Source organism: Amycolatopsis balhimycina FH 1894 (assembly GCF_000384295.1).
GTDB lineage: Bacteria > Actinomycetota > Actinomycetes > Mycobacteriales > Pseudonocardiaceae > Amycolatopsis > Amycolatopsis balhimycina.
Window position 1 is genome coordinate 5,832,111 of sequence record NZ_KB913037.1, and the last position, 15,482, is coordinate 5,847,592.

The following is a 15,482-nucleotide window of genomic DNA, read 5'->3' on the forward strand; positions in this document are numbered from 1 at the left end:
ACTGAACCCGTTCGGCGTACCCGGCTCAGGAATGGAGACCCCGCCGTTGACTGACGACACGGTGCGCCTGGCCCTGGTCGGGCAGGTCCTGCGACGACGATGGCGGCTGCTGGCCGCCCTCGCCGTCCTGGGTGCGGCGGTCGGCGCGGTGGCGTCGATCCTGCTTTCGCCCGGCTACAAGACGACCTCGAGCGTGCTCCTCCAGGGACCGCGCCAGGCCGACGAACTGCTCACCCAGGCCCAGGTCGCGACCAGCTCGGTCGTCCTCGACCGCGCGGCCGCCGTCCTGCCGTGGCACCCGACCGGCGCCGATCTGCAGAAGAAGATCACCGCGTCGGTGACGAACGGCAACGTCGTGACGCTCACCGTCTCCGCCGACACCGCCGAGCACGCCCAGCAGCTCGCCGACCAGGTCGCGCAGCAGTTCGTCAAGTACTCCGGGCAGCTGGCCAGCAACTCCGCGGACGCGTCGGCGCAGCTGGCCCAGGAGCAGCGCGAGTCGCTGCGCAACCAGGTCAAGCTGACCACGGACAAGATCAGCGACCTCGCCAAGACCGTGGGCGGGGACCTGACCGTGGAGAGCGTCCAGGTCCGCACCCAGCTCGAGGGCCTGCGGACGTCGCTGGAGCAGGCCATCAACGACCTCAACCAGGCGGACCTCGCGACCGGCATCGGCAACACCGTCGTGCTGGGCAGCTCCGAGCGCCCGACCGGGCCGGCCGCCCCGACGATGGTCCAGCTGGTCGCCGGCGGCGCGGTGCTGTTCTTCCTCGCCGGCGTGTTCGGCCACCTGTTCGCCGCCCGCGCCGACCGGCGGCTGCGGGGTGAGCCGGAGATCGCGTCCGCGCTCGGCTCGCCGATCCTCGCCGGCGTCGACGTCACGACCACGCAGGGCGACCGCCTCCCGGCGACCGGCTTCACGGGCAAGGTGCGGCGGCTGCTCGGCGGTGACCGGCCGTGGGTGCTGCCGCCGGTCGCGACCTCGGCCGACGAGGTCAACCGCGACATCCGCTACCGCCGGGTGCTGGCCCGGCTGGCCACCGGCCCCGCCGACATCCTGCTGCTGGTGGCCGACGACGACGAGACGGGCCGCCTGGCTGCCGCCCAGCTCGCCGAGCTGGCCGACCGGATGTCCCTGCCGCTGCGGGTCTTCGAGTTCTCGGCCGAGCGGCCGACCGTGCCGGACGCCGGACCGGACTCCGGGGTCCTGGTGGTCCTCGGCACCGGCACCCGCACCGCGTGGCAGCTCGTCCGGCTCGCCGAAGCCTGCTCCGACGCGGGCCAGGAGATCGTCGGCGCCGTTCTCACCCACCCCGTCCGGCCGGCCGCGCCGGTCACCGAACCCGCGGCGGAAGCCCCCGAGAAAGCCCTGGCAGGTTCGGCGTGACGACTCCTTCGGAAACTCCGGCGGCCCCTCTTTTCGACCTCCAGCGGCTGTTCGTCACGATCCGCCGTCGCAAGCGCTTCTGGCTGGCCACCGCGCTGCTCGGGCTGATCGCGGGCGCGGCCGTCGCGGTCCTGCTGCCCGCGCCGCCGACCGCGGTCACCAAGGTGATCGTGGTCCACCAGGAAGACTCGCCGACCGACAGCGGCACGCTGATGCGCACCGACGTCGCGGTGCTGCAGACGACCCAGATCGCCGAAGGCGCGCTGAAGAAGCTGGGCAGCACGCAGGCGCCCGAAGAGTTCATGAAGAACTACGCGGGGCTCGGCCTGACGAACAACGTCCTGCAGATCACCGTCAAGGCCAAGAACGGCGCCGACGCCGTCGCGCAGGCCAAGGCGCTGGCCGAGACGTTCATCGCCGACCACGTGCAGCGCAGCCAGGCCGCCGCGGCCGCGCAGTCCAAAGCCATCCTCGACCAGCGCAAGAACGCCCAGGACGAGCTGGCCAAGGTCGACCAGGAGATCGCTGACGAGACCGCCAAGGGCCGCAACGCGAACGCCAGCACCCTCGAAGGCCTCTACGGCCGCCGCGCCGCGCTCGCCTCGCAGATCTCCGACTTCGACGCGCGCGCCCAGCAGGCCGGCATCGGCAGCCCGCAGGTCGCCGCGGGCACGCAGGTCGTCGACGCGGCCCGGCTCCTGCCGAAGGCGTTCCTCAAGACCACCGCGACCGACGCCGGCATCGGGTTCGCCCTCGGCCTGGCCCTCGGGATCGCGCTGGTCGCCATCGGCGCGGTGTCGCGCGACCGGCCGGTGCTGCGCCGCGAAATCTCCACCCACCTCGGCGCGTCCGTGATCGCGCAGCTGCCGTCGAAGCGCCGGGGCCTGGCCAGGGTGTGGCGGCGCTCGCGGGTGGTGTCCGAACGCGAGCGCGTCGCGACGACGCTGGTCCGGGCGATCAAGAAGGACTCGCTCGGGGTGTCGCTGCTGGAGCTCGGGGCGCCGAAGGTCGCCGCCGCGCTCGCCCTCGACGTCGCCGGGGGACTGGCCGCGGACGGCCGCGCGAGCGTCGTCGACGACCTGCCCCGCGAGGACGTCCGCAAGCTCGCGGCCGAGACGCACAGCGAGGTCGTCGTGATCGGCGCCGGCGACCCCGGGCCCGAACCCGATGAACACCGCGTCGGCGTCGGCACGGTTTCCCCGGGCACGGCGTGGACCGACCTGGAACACCTCGGCTCGGAAACCGTGCTGGTCGTCAAGGCCGGGCACGCGAACACGCTGTGGCTGCACACGGTCGCCCGGCAGCTCGCCGACCAGAGCATCCCGGTCATCGGCATCGTCCTGGTCGACCCGGACCCGCGGGACAAGTCCGACGGCACGCTGTGGGACGGCCTGCACACGGCGTTGCGCGGCCGGGCCAAGCAGGCGCCCGCCGTGCAGGCCGCCCCGGCCCCGCACGAGGACCGGATGGACGAGCTGGTGGCCCGCATCGCCGAGCGCGTCGCCGTGGCGGAGCCGCCGACGCGGCGGTTCACCCCGGTCCGGCCGGTGATCCCGCCCGCGCTCGCCACCCCCAGACCGCCGACCGCGCCGCTGCCGCCGCCCGGCACGGTCGGCATCCCCGACCACCTGAACGCGCCGACGAAGAAATTCGCCCCGGTCAAGCCGCCGAAGCGGCCGGTGCCGTTCAAGCGCGACCACGCCGAGCCGACGCACAAAGGCGAACTGAACGCCGAACTCGAGCCAGAAAAGAGCACTGTGACAACCGGGGCTTCGCCCCAGGCCGGGGGCTCCGCCACCCAAGCCCCCGAAAAGAGCGCGTGACAACCGGGGCTTCGCCCCAGGCCGGGGGCTCCGCCACCCGGACCCCCGAAAAGAGCGCGTAAGTCTCCTGACCCGCGCCACAACCGAAGGGGAACGCACCCGAGATGTGCGGCATCGCAGGCACCTACCTCTGGCCGGACGGCGGGCCGCTCACCGACCGGTTGACCAAAACGCTGGCCCACCGCGGTCCGGACGGCTCCGGCCGCTACGAGCACCGCGCCGGCCCCGGTGACGTCCACCTGGGCCATCGAAGGCTCTCGATCATCGACCTGTCCGAGACCGGTGCCCAGCCGATGGTCCTCGACGGGCTCGCGCTGAGCTACAACGGCGAGCTGTACAACGCGCCCGAGCTGCGGGCCGAGCTTTCCGCGGCCGGCGTGCGCTTCCGCGGCACCTCCGACACCGAGGTGCTGCTGCAGGCGTGGCGGCGCTGGGGCACGGACTGCCTGCCGAAGCTGCGCGGGATGTTCGCCTTCGCGCTGTTCGAGGAGGGCACCGGCGAGCTGTTCCTGGTCCGCGACCAGCTGGGCATCAAGCCGCTGTTCTTCGTGCAGCGAAACGGCGGGGTCGCCTTCGCTTCCGAGCTCAAGGCGCTCGCCGGTGAGCTCGGCGGGTCGCTGCAGGTCGACAACGCCGCGCTGATCGCGTCGCTGCTCTACTACTGGGTGCCGGACAGCCGGTGCGCCTACCAGGGCGCGGAGAAGCTGCAGCCGGGTACGTGGCTGCGCTGCCGCCCGGACGGCCAGGTCGACCGCGGCCGGTTCTGGTCGCTGCGGGAGGTCGCCGAGGAAGGCGCGGCCTTCGACGGCGAGGTCGACCTCCACGAGGTGATCGCCGAGTCGACGGCCAAGCACCTGCTTTCGGACGTCCCGGTCGCGACGTTCCTCTCCGGTGGGCTGGACTCCAGCTACCTGACGGCACTGGCCGCGCGTTCGCAGCCGGGGATTTCGGCCTACACCATCGGGTTCCGGGCCGAGGACGCGAAGTTCGAGGCGATGCCGGACGACCTCAAGTACGCCCGGATCGTGGCGCAGCAGTTCGGCGTCGACCTGCACGAGATCGAGATCGCGCCGCAGGTGCTCGACCTGCTGCCGAAGATGACCTACCACCTCGACGAGCCGATCGGCGACCCGGCGGCGATCAACTCGTTCCTGATCTGCTCGGCCGCGCGCGAGGCCGGCGTGAAGGTGATGCTCTCCGGGATGGGCGCCGACGAGCTGTTCGCCGGCTACCGCAAGCACCTCGCGAACCTGATCGCGCTGCGCTACCACAAGGTGCCGAGCGCGATCCGGCGTCCGGTCGAGTCCGTTGTGGACAGACTGCCGGTGGCGTCGGCCAAGCGCGGCTACCGGTCGGTGCGGTTCGCCAAGCGGTTCCTGTCCTTCGCGGGCCTGCCCGAGGAGACGGCGTTCCGGCGCAGCTACACGATGTACGACCGCACTGAGCTGCTCGACCTGGTCAACCCGGACTTCACGGCGGACGTCGACTCCGTCCTGACCGAGCATGCGGACACCTACAACGACCAGGCGCTCGACGACTTCGTCAACCGCATGTGCCTGGCCGACTCGCGGCTGTTCCTGCCGGGGCTGAACCTGACCTACACCGACCGCTCGACGATGGCGGCGTCGACCGAGGTCCGCACGCCGTTCGTCGACGTCGAGGTCGTGCGCGCGGCGTTCAAGATCCCGGGGAACAAGAAGATCGTCGGCCGCGCCGGCAAGGTCGCGCTGAAGAACGCGGCACTGAACATCCTGCCGAGCGAGATCGTGCACCGGCCGAAGGGCCTGTTCAGCGCGCCGCTGCGGGCCTGGATGAGCCGTGACCTGGCGCCCCTGGTGCGCGAAGTCGTCAACGAAGGCGTGCTCGTTTCGTCCGGTTTCCTGCAGCGCGAGGCACTGCAGCGCATGGTCGCCGAGGACGCCGCCGGCCAGCAGGACCGCGGCAAGCACCTCTGGCACGTCCTGACTCTTGAATATTGGTACCGGAACGCGATGGCGGGAGCGAAGTGAAGCAGGTCGTCCAGAACTACAAGAGCGGTGAACTGGCACTGCTGGAGGTACCGGAGCCGGCTTGCAAGCCCGGCGGCGTCCTGGTGCGCACGGTGTACTCGTTGATCTCCACCGGCACCGAGATGATGAAGGTGTCCGAGGCCAGCATGTCGCTGGTGGGCAAGGCCAAGGCCCGGCCCGACCAGGTGGCGAAGGTGATGCAGAGCGTCGCCACCAACGGCCTTTCGGCGACCTACCGCAAGGTGACGTCCAAACTGGACTCCTACACCCCGCTCGGCTACTCGCTGTGTGGCATCGTCGAGCAGGTCGGCGACGGCATCACCGACGTCGCGGTCGGCGACCTCGTCGCCTGCGCGGGCAACGAGCACGCACTGCACTCCGAGCTGAACTGGGTGCCCAAGAACCTCTACTCGCGCGTGCCCGCCGGCGTCGACCCGCGACACGCCGCGTTCGGCACCGTCGGGTCGATCGCGATGCAGGGCGTCCGCCGCGGCGAGCCGCAGATCGGCGAAGTCGCCCTGGTCATCGGCCTCGGGCTGATCGGCCAGCTGGTGGTGCAGCTGCTGACGTCGTCCGGTGTGCGCGTCGTCGGCGTCGACCCCGACCCGGAGCGCTGCAAGCTCGCCGAGAGCCTCGGCGCGCTGACCTGCGCGCACCCGGCGTCCGGCATCGTCGACACGGCGGTGGACGAGCTGACGCACGGCGCGGGCGTCGACCAGACCTACCTCGCCGCCGGCGGCAACACGAACGACCCGGTGGAGCTGGCCGCGAAGCTGTCGCGCGACCGCGGCCGCGTGATCGACATCGGCAAGTGCAAGCTCGACCTGCCGTGGAACGCCTACTACGAGAAGGAACTGGACGTCCGGTTCTCGCGCTCCTACGGGCCGGGCCGCTACGACCCGTCGTACGAGCTCGAAGGCCGCGACTACCCGATCGGCCAGGTCCGCTGGACCGAGCGCCGCAACCTGGAGTGCGTCCTCGACCTGATCGCGCGCGACCGCCTCGACGTCGAGCCGCTGATCACGTACGTCTCGGACTTCTCTTCGGCGGTCGAGACGTACCAGTCGCTGAACGAGGGGGCCCTCAAGGCGGTGGCGGTGCTGTTCCGCTACCCCGACGCGGTCGCTCGGACGGAGCCGGTCGTGACGTCCGCGCGTGTCGGGCTGGTCTCGTCTTCCGCTGCCGCTTTGCCGGCTGGACAGCCCGTGCGCCTGGGCTTCATCGGGGCGGGGAACTACGCGTCGTCGATGCTGCTGCCGCACCTGGTCGAGCGCGACGATGTCCAGCTCGAGCACGTCGCCACCACGTCGGCGCTGTCCGGCGCCAACGCCCGGCGCAAGTTCGGCTTCGCTTCGGCGTCGACCGACATCGACAACGTCCTCGGGGACTCTTCGATCGACGCGGTGTTCGTCGTGACGCGGCACAGCTCGCACGCCGAGCTGACCCGGCAGGCCCTGCTCGCGGGCAAGACGGTGTTCGTCGAGAAGCCGCTGGCGCTGTCGGCCCCCGAGTTGCAGAAGGTCCTCGACGCGATCGAGGAGTCCGGAAACGACCGCCTGCAGGTCGGCTTCAACCGCCGCTTCGCGCCGCTGCTGCACGAGGCCCGCGACCAGTTCGGCCCCCGCGTCGGCCCGGCGACCGTGCGGTACCTGGTCAACGCCGGCCGCCTCGACCACGGCAGCTGGTACAACCAGACCGACAGCGAGGGCTCCCGCTTCGCCGGTGAGGGCGGCCACTTCATCGACACCGTGAGCTGGCTGCTCGACGCCGACCCGGTCTCGGTGTACGCCACCGGGGACGTCCAGGTGACCCTGGGCTACCCGGACGGTTCGACGGCGGTCATCACGTACGCGGAGACCGGCTCGTCCGGCTTCCCGAAGGAGACCCTCGACCTCACCGCCGACGGCAAGGTGCTGAAGTTCGACGACTTCGTCCGCGCGTCGGTGTACTCCCGGAAGAAGTGGGCCAGCTCGCGCATCCCGAAGGGCCGCGACAAGGGCCAGGCCGCCGAGGTCGACGCCTTCCTGTCGGCGGTGCGGACGGGCGGCCCGATGCCGATCTCGATCGCGTCCCTGGCCGCGACGACGCTGGCGACGCTGGCCGCGCAGACCAGCGTCGCGAACGCGGCGCCGGTCCGGATCGAGCTGCCCCGGAAGGCGGGTGCCCCGGCATGATGGGCCCCGGCTGGTACCTGCGCCGGCTGTCCCGGATGGGGCCGGCGGAGGTCGTCGGCCGCGCGCGGCACGCCGTCGTCCAGCGGCGGTGGCGGACCGCGCCGCCCACGCCGCCTCTTTGGCCCGCGCACCCGCGTTTCACGGCCGTGCTGCCTGCCGGGGTGGTGGGCAAGGTGTCCGGCGAGGCGGCTTCGCGGCTGCTGGCGACGGCCGACGAGCTGATGGCCGGCCGCGCCGAGTACTTCGGCGTCGTGCGCTCGGACATGGCGTCACCGGACTGGTTCCTCGACCCGAAGACGGGCCGTCGCGCGCCTGCCGAGTTGTACGCGTTCGATGTGCCGTACCGGTCGGAGGACACGGTCGGCGACATCAAGCAGATCTGGGAACCGTCGCGGCACCAGCACCTGACGGTGCTGGCCGCGGCGTACGCCCTGACCGGTACGCCGGCGTACGCCGCGCGGGTGGCCTCGCACCTGCGGTCGTGGTGGGCTGCGAATCCGCCGTTGCGAGGTCCGCACTGGGTCAGCGGGATCGAGCTGGGCATCCGGCTGCTGTCGTGGGTCTGGACGCGCCGCCTGCTGGAAGGCTGGGACGGCGTCGGAGACCTTTTCGAGGACAACCCGGACTTCCAGCTCCAGCTGTGGCACCACCAGAACTGGCTCGCGACGCTGCGCAGCCACGGCTCGTCGGCGAACAACCACGTCATCGCCGAGGACGCCGGCCTGCTGGCCGCGGCGTGCGCGTTCGGCTGGTTCCCGGAGTCGGCGGACTGGCGGGCTTCGGCGATGCGCTCGCTGGACGTCCAGCTCGGCCGCAACACGTTCCCGTCGGGGCTGAACGCGGAACTGGCGTCGGAGTACCACGGCCTGGTGCTGGAGCTGGGCCTGGCCGCCGCGGTGGAGGCGGACGCCGCGGGTGCGCCGGTGCCGGACACCACCTGGGACATCCTGCTCCGGATGACCGACGCCCTCGCGTCCATTGTGGACAACCGGCTCCACCCGCCCCGCCAAGGCGACGCCGACGACGGCTTCGGCCTGATCGTCGACGGGGTCGAAACCGGCCGCTGGGCGTCGTTGCTGGCCACCGGCGAGGCCCTGTTCGGCCGGCCGGCCTGGTGGCCACCGGTCCCGGGCGACGACGTCCGCACGCCGCTGCTGACCTCGCTGGTGTCTCGGACTCCGCGTGCTTCGGGTGCTCGTCCCGGTCAGCGCCCCGCACACCTGCGCGACGCGGGCATGACGATCCTGCGGTCGGGTCGCATCTGGGCGCGGTGTGACGGAGGCCCGCACGGCTTCCTGTCGATCGCCGCGCACGCCCACGCGGACGCGCTGTCGGTGGAGGTCCGCCACGACGGCGTGGACGTCCTGGCCGACCCGGGCACCTTCTGCTACCACGGCGAGCCGCAGTGGCGGTCGTACTTCCGCTCGACGCTCGGCCACAACACGCTGGAACTGGGCGGCCGCGACCAGTCGGTGTCCGGCGGCCCGTTCCTGTGGACCCGCCACGCGGTGACCAAGGTGCTGACGGTCGAGACGCCGGCCGACGGAATATCTCGCTGGACGGCAGCCCACGACGGCTACGCACCGGCCGCCCACCGCCGCACAGTGGAACTCGACGGCGACGAGCTGAAGATCATCGACGAGGTCGTCGGCGAGGGCGGCTCGGAGGGCCGCCTGGCGTTCCACCTGGGCCCCGCGGTCACGGTCACGCTCGACGGCACCACGGCGCGGCTCAGCTGGCCGGCCCCACCCGGCACGGCCGCTTCCGCTGCCGGTGGTCTCGGTGATGCTGTGCTGGGTGCGGTCGGCGCTGCCGTGCCAGAGGCTGTCTCCACCGGTGCGTCCGATCCTCTCGTCGGCCGCGTGTCCGGTTCCCTCGCCGCCGCCGGGGGAGCGGTGCGCACCGCCGTCATGGAACTGCCGCCCGAGTTGTCATGGACCGCGCATCGCGGCGAAACCGACCCGCCGCTCGGCTGGTACTCCGCGGGCTTCGGCCGAAAGGAACCCTCGACCACGCTTGTCGGCTCCGGGACTCCCGGACACCTCACCACCCTGCTCCGCTTCAGTTAGGACCCGCCCGTGACAGCCCGCCGCTTCCGACTCCGCCGTGCCGCTCCGCTGCTCGGTGTCCTGCTCACGGTCGCGGCGTGCTCGGGCAGCCCGGACACCGACAGCGGCCCGGCGCAGGCCACCGCGGCCCCCAGCGGGTCGGTCGCCGCGGTGTGCGACAAGGAGCCGGCCGGCCCGACGGCCGCACCGGCGGGTGCGGTCGTCGTCGACCCGGCCGTCCCGGGCGACCTGGCGGCGAAGTCGCGCTCGGCCGGGCCGGGCACGACCTTCTGGCTCAAGGCGGGCAAGCACATCCTCGGCGGCGACAAGTACGACCAGGTGTCGCCGAAGGACGGCGACGTCTACATCGGCGCCCCGGGCGCGATCGTCGACGGCCGCAAGATCAACCAGTACGCGTTCACCGGCCACGCGGCCAACGTGAAGATCACCTACGTGACCGTGCAGGGCTTCGTCGCGCCCCACGACGAGGGCGTCGTCAACCACGACTCCGGCGACGGCTGGGTGATCGAGCACTCGACCATCCAGGACAACGACGGTGCCGGGCTGATGGCGGGCGCGCGCCAGCAGATCCGCGGCAACTGCCTGCGCCGCAACGGTCAGTACGGGATGAACGCCTACTCCGGCGGCACCCCGCTCACCGCGCTGGTCGTGGAGGGCAACGAGATCGCCGGCAACAACACCGGCGACTGGGAAGCGAAGATCGACGGCTGCGGCTGCAGCGGCGGCATCAAGTTCTGGCAGGTCGACGGCGCCGACGTGCGCGGCAACTGGGTGCACGACAACCACGGCACCGGGCTGTGGGCCGACACGAACAACAACGACTTCCTCATCGAGGGCAACCTCATCGAGAACAACGACAGCGCCGCGCTGATCTACGAAATCAGCTACAACGCGATCATCCGCGACAACACCATCCGCAAGAACAACTGGGTCGACGGCCGCAGGTACGCCGACAAGGGCGACAACTTCCCGACCTCGGCGATCTACATCTCCGAGTCCGGCGGCGAGCCGCGCGTCAAGGCCCGCACCGCGAAGATCGACATCTCCCGCAACTACCTGGAGAACAACTGGTCCGGGATCACGCTGTGGGAGAACGCCGACCGGTTCTGCAACAGCCCGGCCAACACCTCCTCCGGCGACTGCACCCGGCTGGTCCCCAAGGTGAAGCAGTGCGCGGCCCCGACGATCACGACCGGCCCGCTGCTGGCCGACTGCCGCTGGAAGACCCAGAACGTCGACATCCACGACAACAAGTTCGTCCTCGACCCGGCGGTCGTCGGCTGTCAGGCCTCGTGCGGCCGGATGGGCCTGCTGTCGAACTTCGGCACCTACCCGGACTGGTCGCCGTACAAGGGCGCCGCCGTCCAGGAAGCGATCACGTTCAAGCAGGACAACCGATGGCACGACAACAGCTACGCCGGCCCGTGGACGTTCATCGGCTACACCGCCGACCGCGTCCTCGAGATCGGCGAGTGGGAAGGCTCGCCGTACTCGCAGGACACCGGGAGCACCTACACCGCGCAGGGCGGGGGCTGACATGACCGCGCACACCGGAACGCCGGCGGGTATCCGCGGCGACGCCGCCGCCGAACCCGTGTCGTTCACGCCGAAATGGGCGGGCCTGGCCTGGGCGCTGCTGATCCTCAACACCCTCGGGTCGACCGGCGCGAAGACGGTTGTCCCGCTGCCGCGATCGGTCAGTCAGCTCGTCACCATGGGCTCGCTGATGACCGCGTTCGTGATCGCGCTGGTGCTGAACAAGCACCTGCGGATCCGGCCGAGCGCCTACCTCCTTCTGCTCACGTTGCTGTTGTTCTCGAGCATCTTGGCCAGCGCCGACCTCCAGGAGGGCGCCGGCGCGTTGTTCCGGTGCTTCCGGCTCACCGTGTTCGTCTCCACGCTCTGGCTGCTGACCCGCTGGTGGGACGGTGGTTTCAGCTTCGTCCGCTACCACATCCGCACGTACGCGGTCGTGCTCGCGTCCGTGGCGATCGGCCTGGTGATCTCACCGGGCAACGCGATGCCGGACATCTACGGCGGCCGGCTCTCGGGCGCGATCTGGCCGCTCACCCCGCCGCAGATCGGCCAGTACGCGGCCGTCATCTCCGGGCTCACGCTCCTCCTCTGGTTCGGGCGCCGCACGACGTGGCGCAGCGCGCTGATCATCGTCGTGCCGGTGATGGCGCTGCTGATGCTCACGCACACCCGTACGGCAACGCTCGGCCTGATCGCCGGCCTCGCGGTGGCCTTCCTGTCGATGCTGCTGACCAGCGCCCGCGCGCGGAAGGTGTTCGCGTGGACGGTCGGAGTCGGCGGGGTCACCGGGGTGGTACTCGCGGGTGCGCTGCAGACGTGGTTCCTCCGTGGGCAGAGTGCGGACAACTTCTCCAGCCTGACCGGCCGCGCGAAGGTGTGGGACGCGCTGCTCGAAGCCCCGCGGTCGACCGCGGAGTACATCTTCGGCGTCGGGCTGACGGACAAGTCCTACGACGGCCTCCCGATCGACAACAGCTGGCTCGCGATCTACCACGAGCAGGGGTTCGTCGGGATCGGGCTGGTCGCCGCGTTCCTGCTGACGCTCATCGTCGTCGCGGTGCTGCGGCCTCCTTCGCTGGCGAGGGCGTGTGCGATCTTCCTGATCACCTACACCGTTTCGGCCTCCTACACCGAGGCTGGTCTCGGCGACGCGTCGCCGTACCTCCTCCACCTGGCGGTGGCCGCGTCGCTGCTGGTCCGCGGGGTGCCGCAGTCCGACGAACAAGCATTCATCCCGGCGAAGGGGGCAGGCGTGCGAGGTGCGGGCGCGTGAAGGTTCTCGTGGTCCACAACCGGTACCGGTCCGAGCAGCCGAGCGGGGAGAACAACGTCGTCGACGCCGAGGTGACGCTGCTCGCCGAGGGCGGCCACAAGGTGTCGCTGTTCGAACGCCGCAGCGACGACATCGCGGCGATGCCGTTGCCCCGCAAGGCCGCGGTGCCGCTGATGGTGCCGTGGAACCCGGCGGTGCGGAAGGAGCTCGCCGCCCGGTTGCGGGCGTCGCGCCCGGACGTCGTGCACATCCACAACACGTTCCCGCTGCTGTCGCCGTCGGTGGTCGCCGCATGCGCGGACGTGGGGGTGCCCGCGGTCGCGACGCTGCACAACTACACGATGGTCTGCCCGCCCGGCACGCTCCACCGCGACGGCCGCATCTGCACCGAGTGCGTCGGCGGCTCACCGCTGCCCGCGGTGAAGCATGGCTGCTACCGCGGTTCGAGCGCGGCCACGGTGCCGATGGCGGCGAGCATGGTCGCGAACCGGCGCCGGTGGTGGACGGGCGTTTCGCGGTTCTTCTGCATTTCGGCGGCCCAACGTGACCTCCTCGTGTCGGCCGGGATGCCCGGCAAGCGGATGGCGGTGAAGCACAACTTCGTCACCGACCCGGGTGTTCGCCGCACCGGCAACGGGTCGCACGTGCTGTTCCTCGGCCGGATCACCGAGGAGAAGGGGGTCGGCCTGCTCATGCGGGCCTGGGACCGCCTCGGCGGCGCCCTGGGCGTGCCGCTGGTCATCGCCGGCACCGGCCCGATGCAGGACGAGGTCGCGACCTGGGCGACCGGACGCTCCGACGTCTCGTATGTCGGCCTCCGGAACAAAGCGGAATGCCGTGCCCTGACCGCCGACGCGGTCGCGGTGGTCGCGCCGTCGACGTGGCTGGAGGCGTTCGGCCTGGTGGTCGTCGAGGCGATGGCCGCCGGCGTCCCGACGGTCGCGGCGGCGCATGGCGCCTTCCCCGAGCTCGTCGACGACGGGGCCACCGGCCTTCTGCACGTGCCGAACGACGCTGCCTCGCTCGCGGACCGCCTGCGTGCGGTGGTCGGCGACCGCAACCGCGAGATGGGCGACGCGGCCCGCGTCCGGTACGAGAAGGACTTCACCCCCGCGGTCGGGCTGGACCGGCTGGTCGCCGGGTACGAGGCTGCGATCGAGGCGCACGGGTGAGGCAGCTCGTCCGGACGGCACCCGCTGCCCTGCCGGCCGCGCTGCGTGCCCCGCTGGTGATGTCGGGCGCGCTGGCGACGGCGGTGCTCGTCGCCCTCGGCATCCTGCACTTCCACGACTCCGGCCTCACCGGCATCGACGCGGCGCTCCTCCCGTCGATCGACGGTGTCGAGCCGCCGTGGCGGTACCTCGCCCTGGTCTTCGACTTCGGCGGTGAACCGGTGGGGTCGGTGATCCTGGTCGGCCTGATCGCGGCGGTCTGCTTTCTCGTCCACCGCCTCCGGACGGCCGTGCTGACCGTGCTCGGTGTCGTGGTCACGGTCGCGGTGACGACCGTGCTCAAGCCGATCGTCGGCCGCACCATCCACGGCGAGTTCCTGTCCTACCCAAGCGGGCACACGGCTTTGGCGACGGCGCTCGCGCTGGTCATCGCCCTGCTGCTGACCGACCGGCTGGGGCTCGGCCGCGCGGCCGCGGTGGCGCTCGTTCTCGGGCTGGCGCTGGTCGCCGGGGTGGCCATGGGCTGGGCCGAGGTGGGCCTCGGTGCGCACTACCCGACGGATGCCCTCGGCGGTTTCTGCGCCGCCCTGGCTGTCGTCCCCGCGACCGCGTGGCTGGTGGATCGGGTCGCCGACCGGCTCTGATCTCCGGTGGCCGGGTTCTCGGCTCCGGATCCGCGCGGGAAGCCTGTCGGTCTCGCCGGTTCGCGCTCGTCGGTGGGGTGACCGACGTGCGAAGGAGACCCCGATGATCCAGGACCTGATCGCCGCCGAACGGCGGGAGCTGGCCGCACTGCTCGACGAGCTGCCGCCGTCCGCCTGGGCGACGCCCACCTTGTGCGCCGGCTGGCGCGTGCCCGAGGTGGTCGCCCACATGACGATGCCCTTCCGGTTCTCGACCGGCCGGTTCGTGCGGGAGCTGCTGAGGTCCGGTGGCCGCTTCAACGCCATGGCCGACCGGGTGGCCCGCCGCGAAGCGGCTGAGCTTTCCCGCGAGGCGCTGGTCGCCTCGCTGCGTGACAACGCCGACCACCTGTGGCGGCCGCCGGGCGGCGGCGCGGAGGGCGCCCTGAGCCACGACGTGATCCACGGTCTGGACATCACGACCGCCTTGAAGCTGGACCGCCGGGTGCCCTTGGAGCGTCTGGAGGTGATCTTCGCGGCGATGAAGCCGAAGCAGATCAAGTACTTCGGCACCGACCTGACCGGCGTCGCCCTGCGCGCCGACGACCTCGACTGGTCGTACGGCACCGGCACGCCGATCACCGGGGCGGCCCAGGATCTCCTGCTCGTCCTGGGCAACCGGCGGCTGCCCGCCGGCCGTCTTCGGGGGGAGCCGAGCGCACGCTTCACCACGGTCTGAGCTCCTTCCGCAGCTGGTCCATTGTGGACATGTGTGGGGCGCCGAACCACAACGCCTGAAGACCGGCGCCGCGAGCCGCGGCGACGTTCTGCTCCCGGTCGTCGACGAGCAGGATCCGTTCGGGGATGACCTCGAGCCGCCGGCACAGCGTGGTGAACGCCTCGGGGTCGGGCTTGCGCACGCCGATGTCCCCGCTGATGAACCAGTCGGTGAGGTACTCGCCGAGCCCGAAGCGCTCGCGCAGCAGCTTGGACCACTCGCTGACCTCGTTGCTCAGGCAGGCGAGCCGCACTCCGGTCGCGTCGAGTTCGGCGAGCAGGGCGACCACACCCTCGGTGAGGCGATGGGCGCGGCAGTACTCCTCGTCCGAGGCCCCGGAAGCGCCGGCGGTCGTCCAGAAGTCCGCCGACGACATCTTGCCGAGGCTGCATTCCTCGTACAGCTGGGCGATCTCGTCGCGGTGCACCACGCAGCCGTGACTGCGGAGGTACGGGACGAGCAGCTCGCCGACGTCGTCGGCGCTCGAGTACAGGACGCCCATGGCGTCGAACACGACGACGTCGATCGCGTCGCGGTGGAGGGTAGCGGGAACGAGGGACATGTCTCCGACGGTACCGAACACCCGTGCGAACGCCATCGCTGAAAAGGGTGAACCCGGAGTGTCCGGAATTCTCCGT

Annotated in this window: 11 protein-coding genes; 10 read left to right on the forward strand and 1 reads right to left on the reverse strand. The window is 71.3% G+C overall.

Annotation, left to right across the window (positions count from 1 at the left end; all coding sequences use genetic code 11):
• Positions 1-31: 31 nt before the first annotated feature.
• From A3CE_RS0126485 to A3CE_RS0126530, 10 genes are all read left to right on the forward strand, one after another.
• Entirely contained in the window at positions 32-1,387 is a 1,356-nt protein-coding gene (locus tag A3CE_RS0126485; protein ID WP_020643134.1) for a GumC domain-containing protein, read from the forward strand.
• Positions 1,384-3,210 (forward strand): Wzz/FepE/Etk N-terminal domain-containing protein, encoded by a 1,827-nt coding sequence (locus A3CE_RS51685; protein WP_020643135.1) that lies wholly within the window; start codon positions 1,384-1,386, stop codon positions 3,208-3,210. Before A3CE_RS0126485 ends, A3CE_RS51685 begins: the two co-directional genes overlap by 4 nt.
• 104 nt (positions 3,211-3,314) lie before the next feature.
• Positions 3,315-5,219 (forward strand): asparagine synthase (glutamine-hydrolyzing), encoded by a 1,905-nt coding sequence (asnB, locus tag A3CE_RS0126495; protein WP_020643136.1) that lies wholly within the window; start codon positions 3,315-3,317, stop codon positions 5,217-5,219.
• A complete protein-coding gene (locus tag A3CE_RS0126500) occupies positions 5,216-7,393 on the forward strand; it encodes a bi-domain-containing oxidoreductase (RefSeq protein ID WP_020643137.1) in 2,178 nt (725 codons plus the stop codon). Before asnB ends, A3CE_RS0126500 begins: the two co-directional genes overlap by 4 nt.
• Positions 7,390-9,462, forward strand: a complete 2,073-nt coding sequence (locus tag A3CE_RS0126505) for a heparinase II/III family protein (protein WP_063714213.1) — start codon at positions 7,390-7,392, stop codon at positions 9,460-9,462. The genes A3CE_RS0126500 and A3CE_RS0126505 overlap by 4 nt, the downstream gene beginning before the upstream one ends.
• 9 nt (positions 9,463-9,471) lie before the next feature.
• Positions 9,472-10,998, forward strand: a complete 1,527-nt coding sequence (locus A3CE_RS0126510) for a right-handed parallel beta-helix repeat-containing protein (RefSeq protein WP_020643139.1) — start codon at positions 9,472-9,474, stop codon at positions 10,996-10,998.
• Position 10,999: 1 nt separating this feature from the next.
• Positions 11,000-12,271 (forward strand): membrane protein, encoded by a 1,272-nt coding sequence (locus A3CE_RS0126515; protein WP_020643140.1) that lies wholly within the window; start codon positions 11,000-11,002, stop codon positions 12,269-12,271.
• Positions 12,268-13,443, forward strand: a complete 1,176-nt coding sequence (locus A3CE_RS0126520) for a glycosyltransferase family 4 protein (RefSeq protein WP_020643141.1) — start codon at positions 12,268-12,270, stop codon at positions 13,441-13,443. Before A3CE_RS0126515 ends, A3CE_RS0126520 begins: the two co-directional genes overlap by 4 nt.
• On the forward strand, positions 13,440-14,087 hold the full coding sequence (locus A3CE_RS0126525; RefSeq protein WP_020643142.1) for a phosphatase PAP2 family protein: 648 nt from the start codon (positions 13,440-13,442) through the stop codon (positions 14,085-14,087). Before A3CE_RS0126520 ends, A3CE_RS0126525 begins: the two co-directional genes overlap by 4 nt.
• Before the next feature lie 103 nt (positions 14,088-14,190).
• Positions 14,191-14,805: a maleylpyruvate isomerase family mycothiol-dependent enzyme gene (locus tag A3CE_RS0126530; protein ID WP_020643143.1), complete on the forward strand. Its 615-nt coding sequence runs from the start codon at positions 14,191-14,193 to the stop codon at positions 14,803-14,805.
• Here the strand turns inward: A3CE_RS0126530 and A3CE_RS53625 are convergent.
• On the reverse strand, positions 14,792-15,406 hold the full coding sequence (locus A3CE_RS53625) for an HAD family hydrolase (RefSeq protein WP_169524019.1): 615 nt from the start codon (positions 15,404-15,406) through the stop codon (positions 14,792-14,794). The genes A3CE_RS0126530 and A3CE_RS53625 overlap by 14 nt on opposite strands.
• Between the last annotated feature and the right edge of the window lie 76 nt (positions 15,407-15,482).

Coding starts and splice junctions, on each gene's coding strand:
- A3CE_RS0126515 (WP_020643140.1), top strand. CDS start 11,000: ATGACCGCGCACACCGGAACGCCGGCGGGTATCCGCGGCGACGCCGCC.
- A3CE_RS0126530 (WP_020643143.1), top strand. CDS start 14,191: ATGATCCAGGACCTGATCGCCGCCGAACGGCGGGAGCTGGCCGCACTG.
- A3CE_RS53625 (WP_169524019.1), bottom strand. CDS start 15,406: ATGTCCCTCGTTCCCGCTACCCTCCACCGCGACGCGATCGACGTCGTC.
- asnB (WP_020643136.1), top strand. CDS start 3,315: ATGTGCGGCATCGCAGGCACCTACCTCTGGCCGGACGGCGGGCCGCTC.
- A3CE_RS0126505 (WP_063714213.1), top strand. CDS start 7,390: ATGATGGGCCCCGGCTGGTACCTGCGCCGGCTGTCCCGGATGGGGCCG.
- A3CE_RS0126485 (WP_020643134.1), top strand. CDS start 32: ATGGAGACCCCGCCGTTGACTGACGACACGGTGCGCCTGGCCCTGGTC.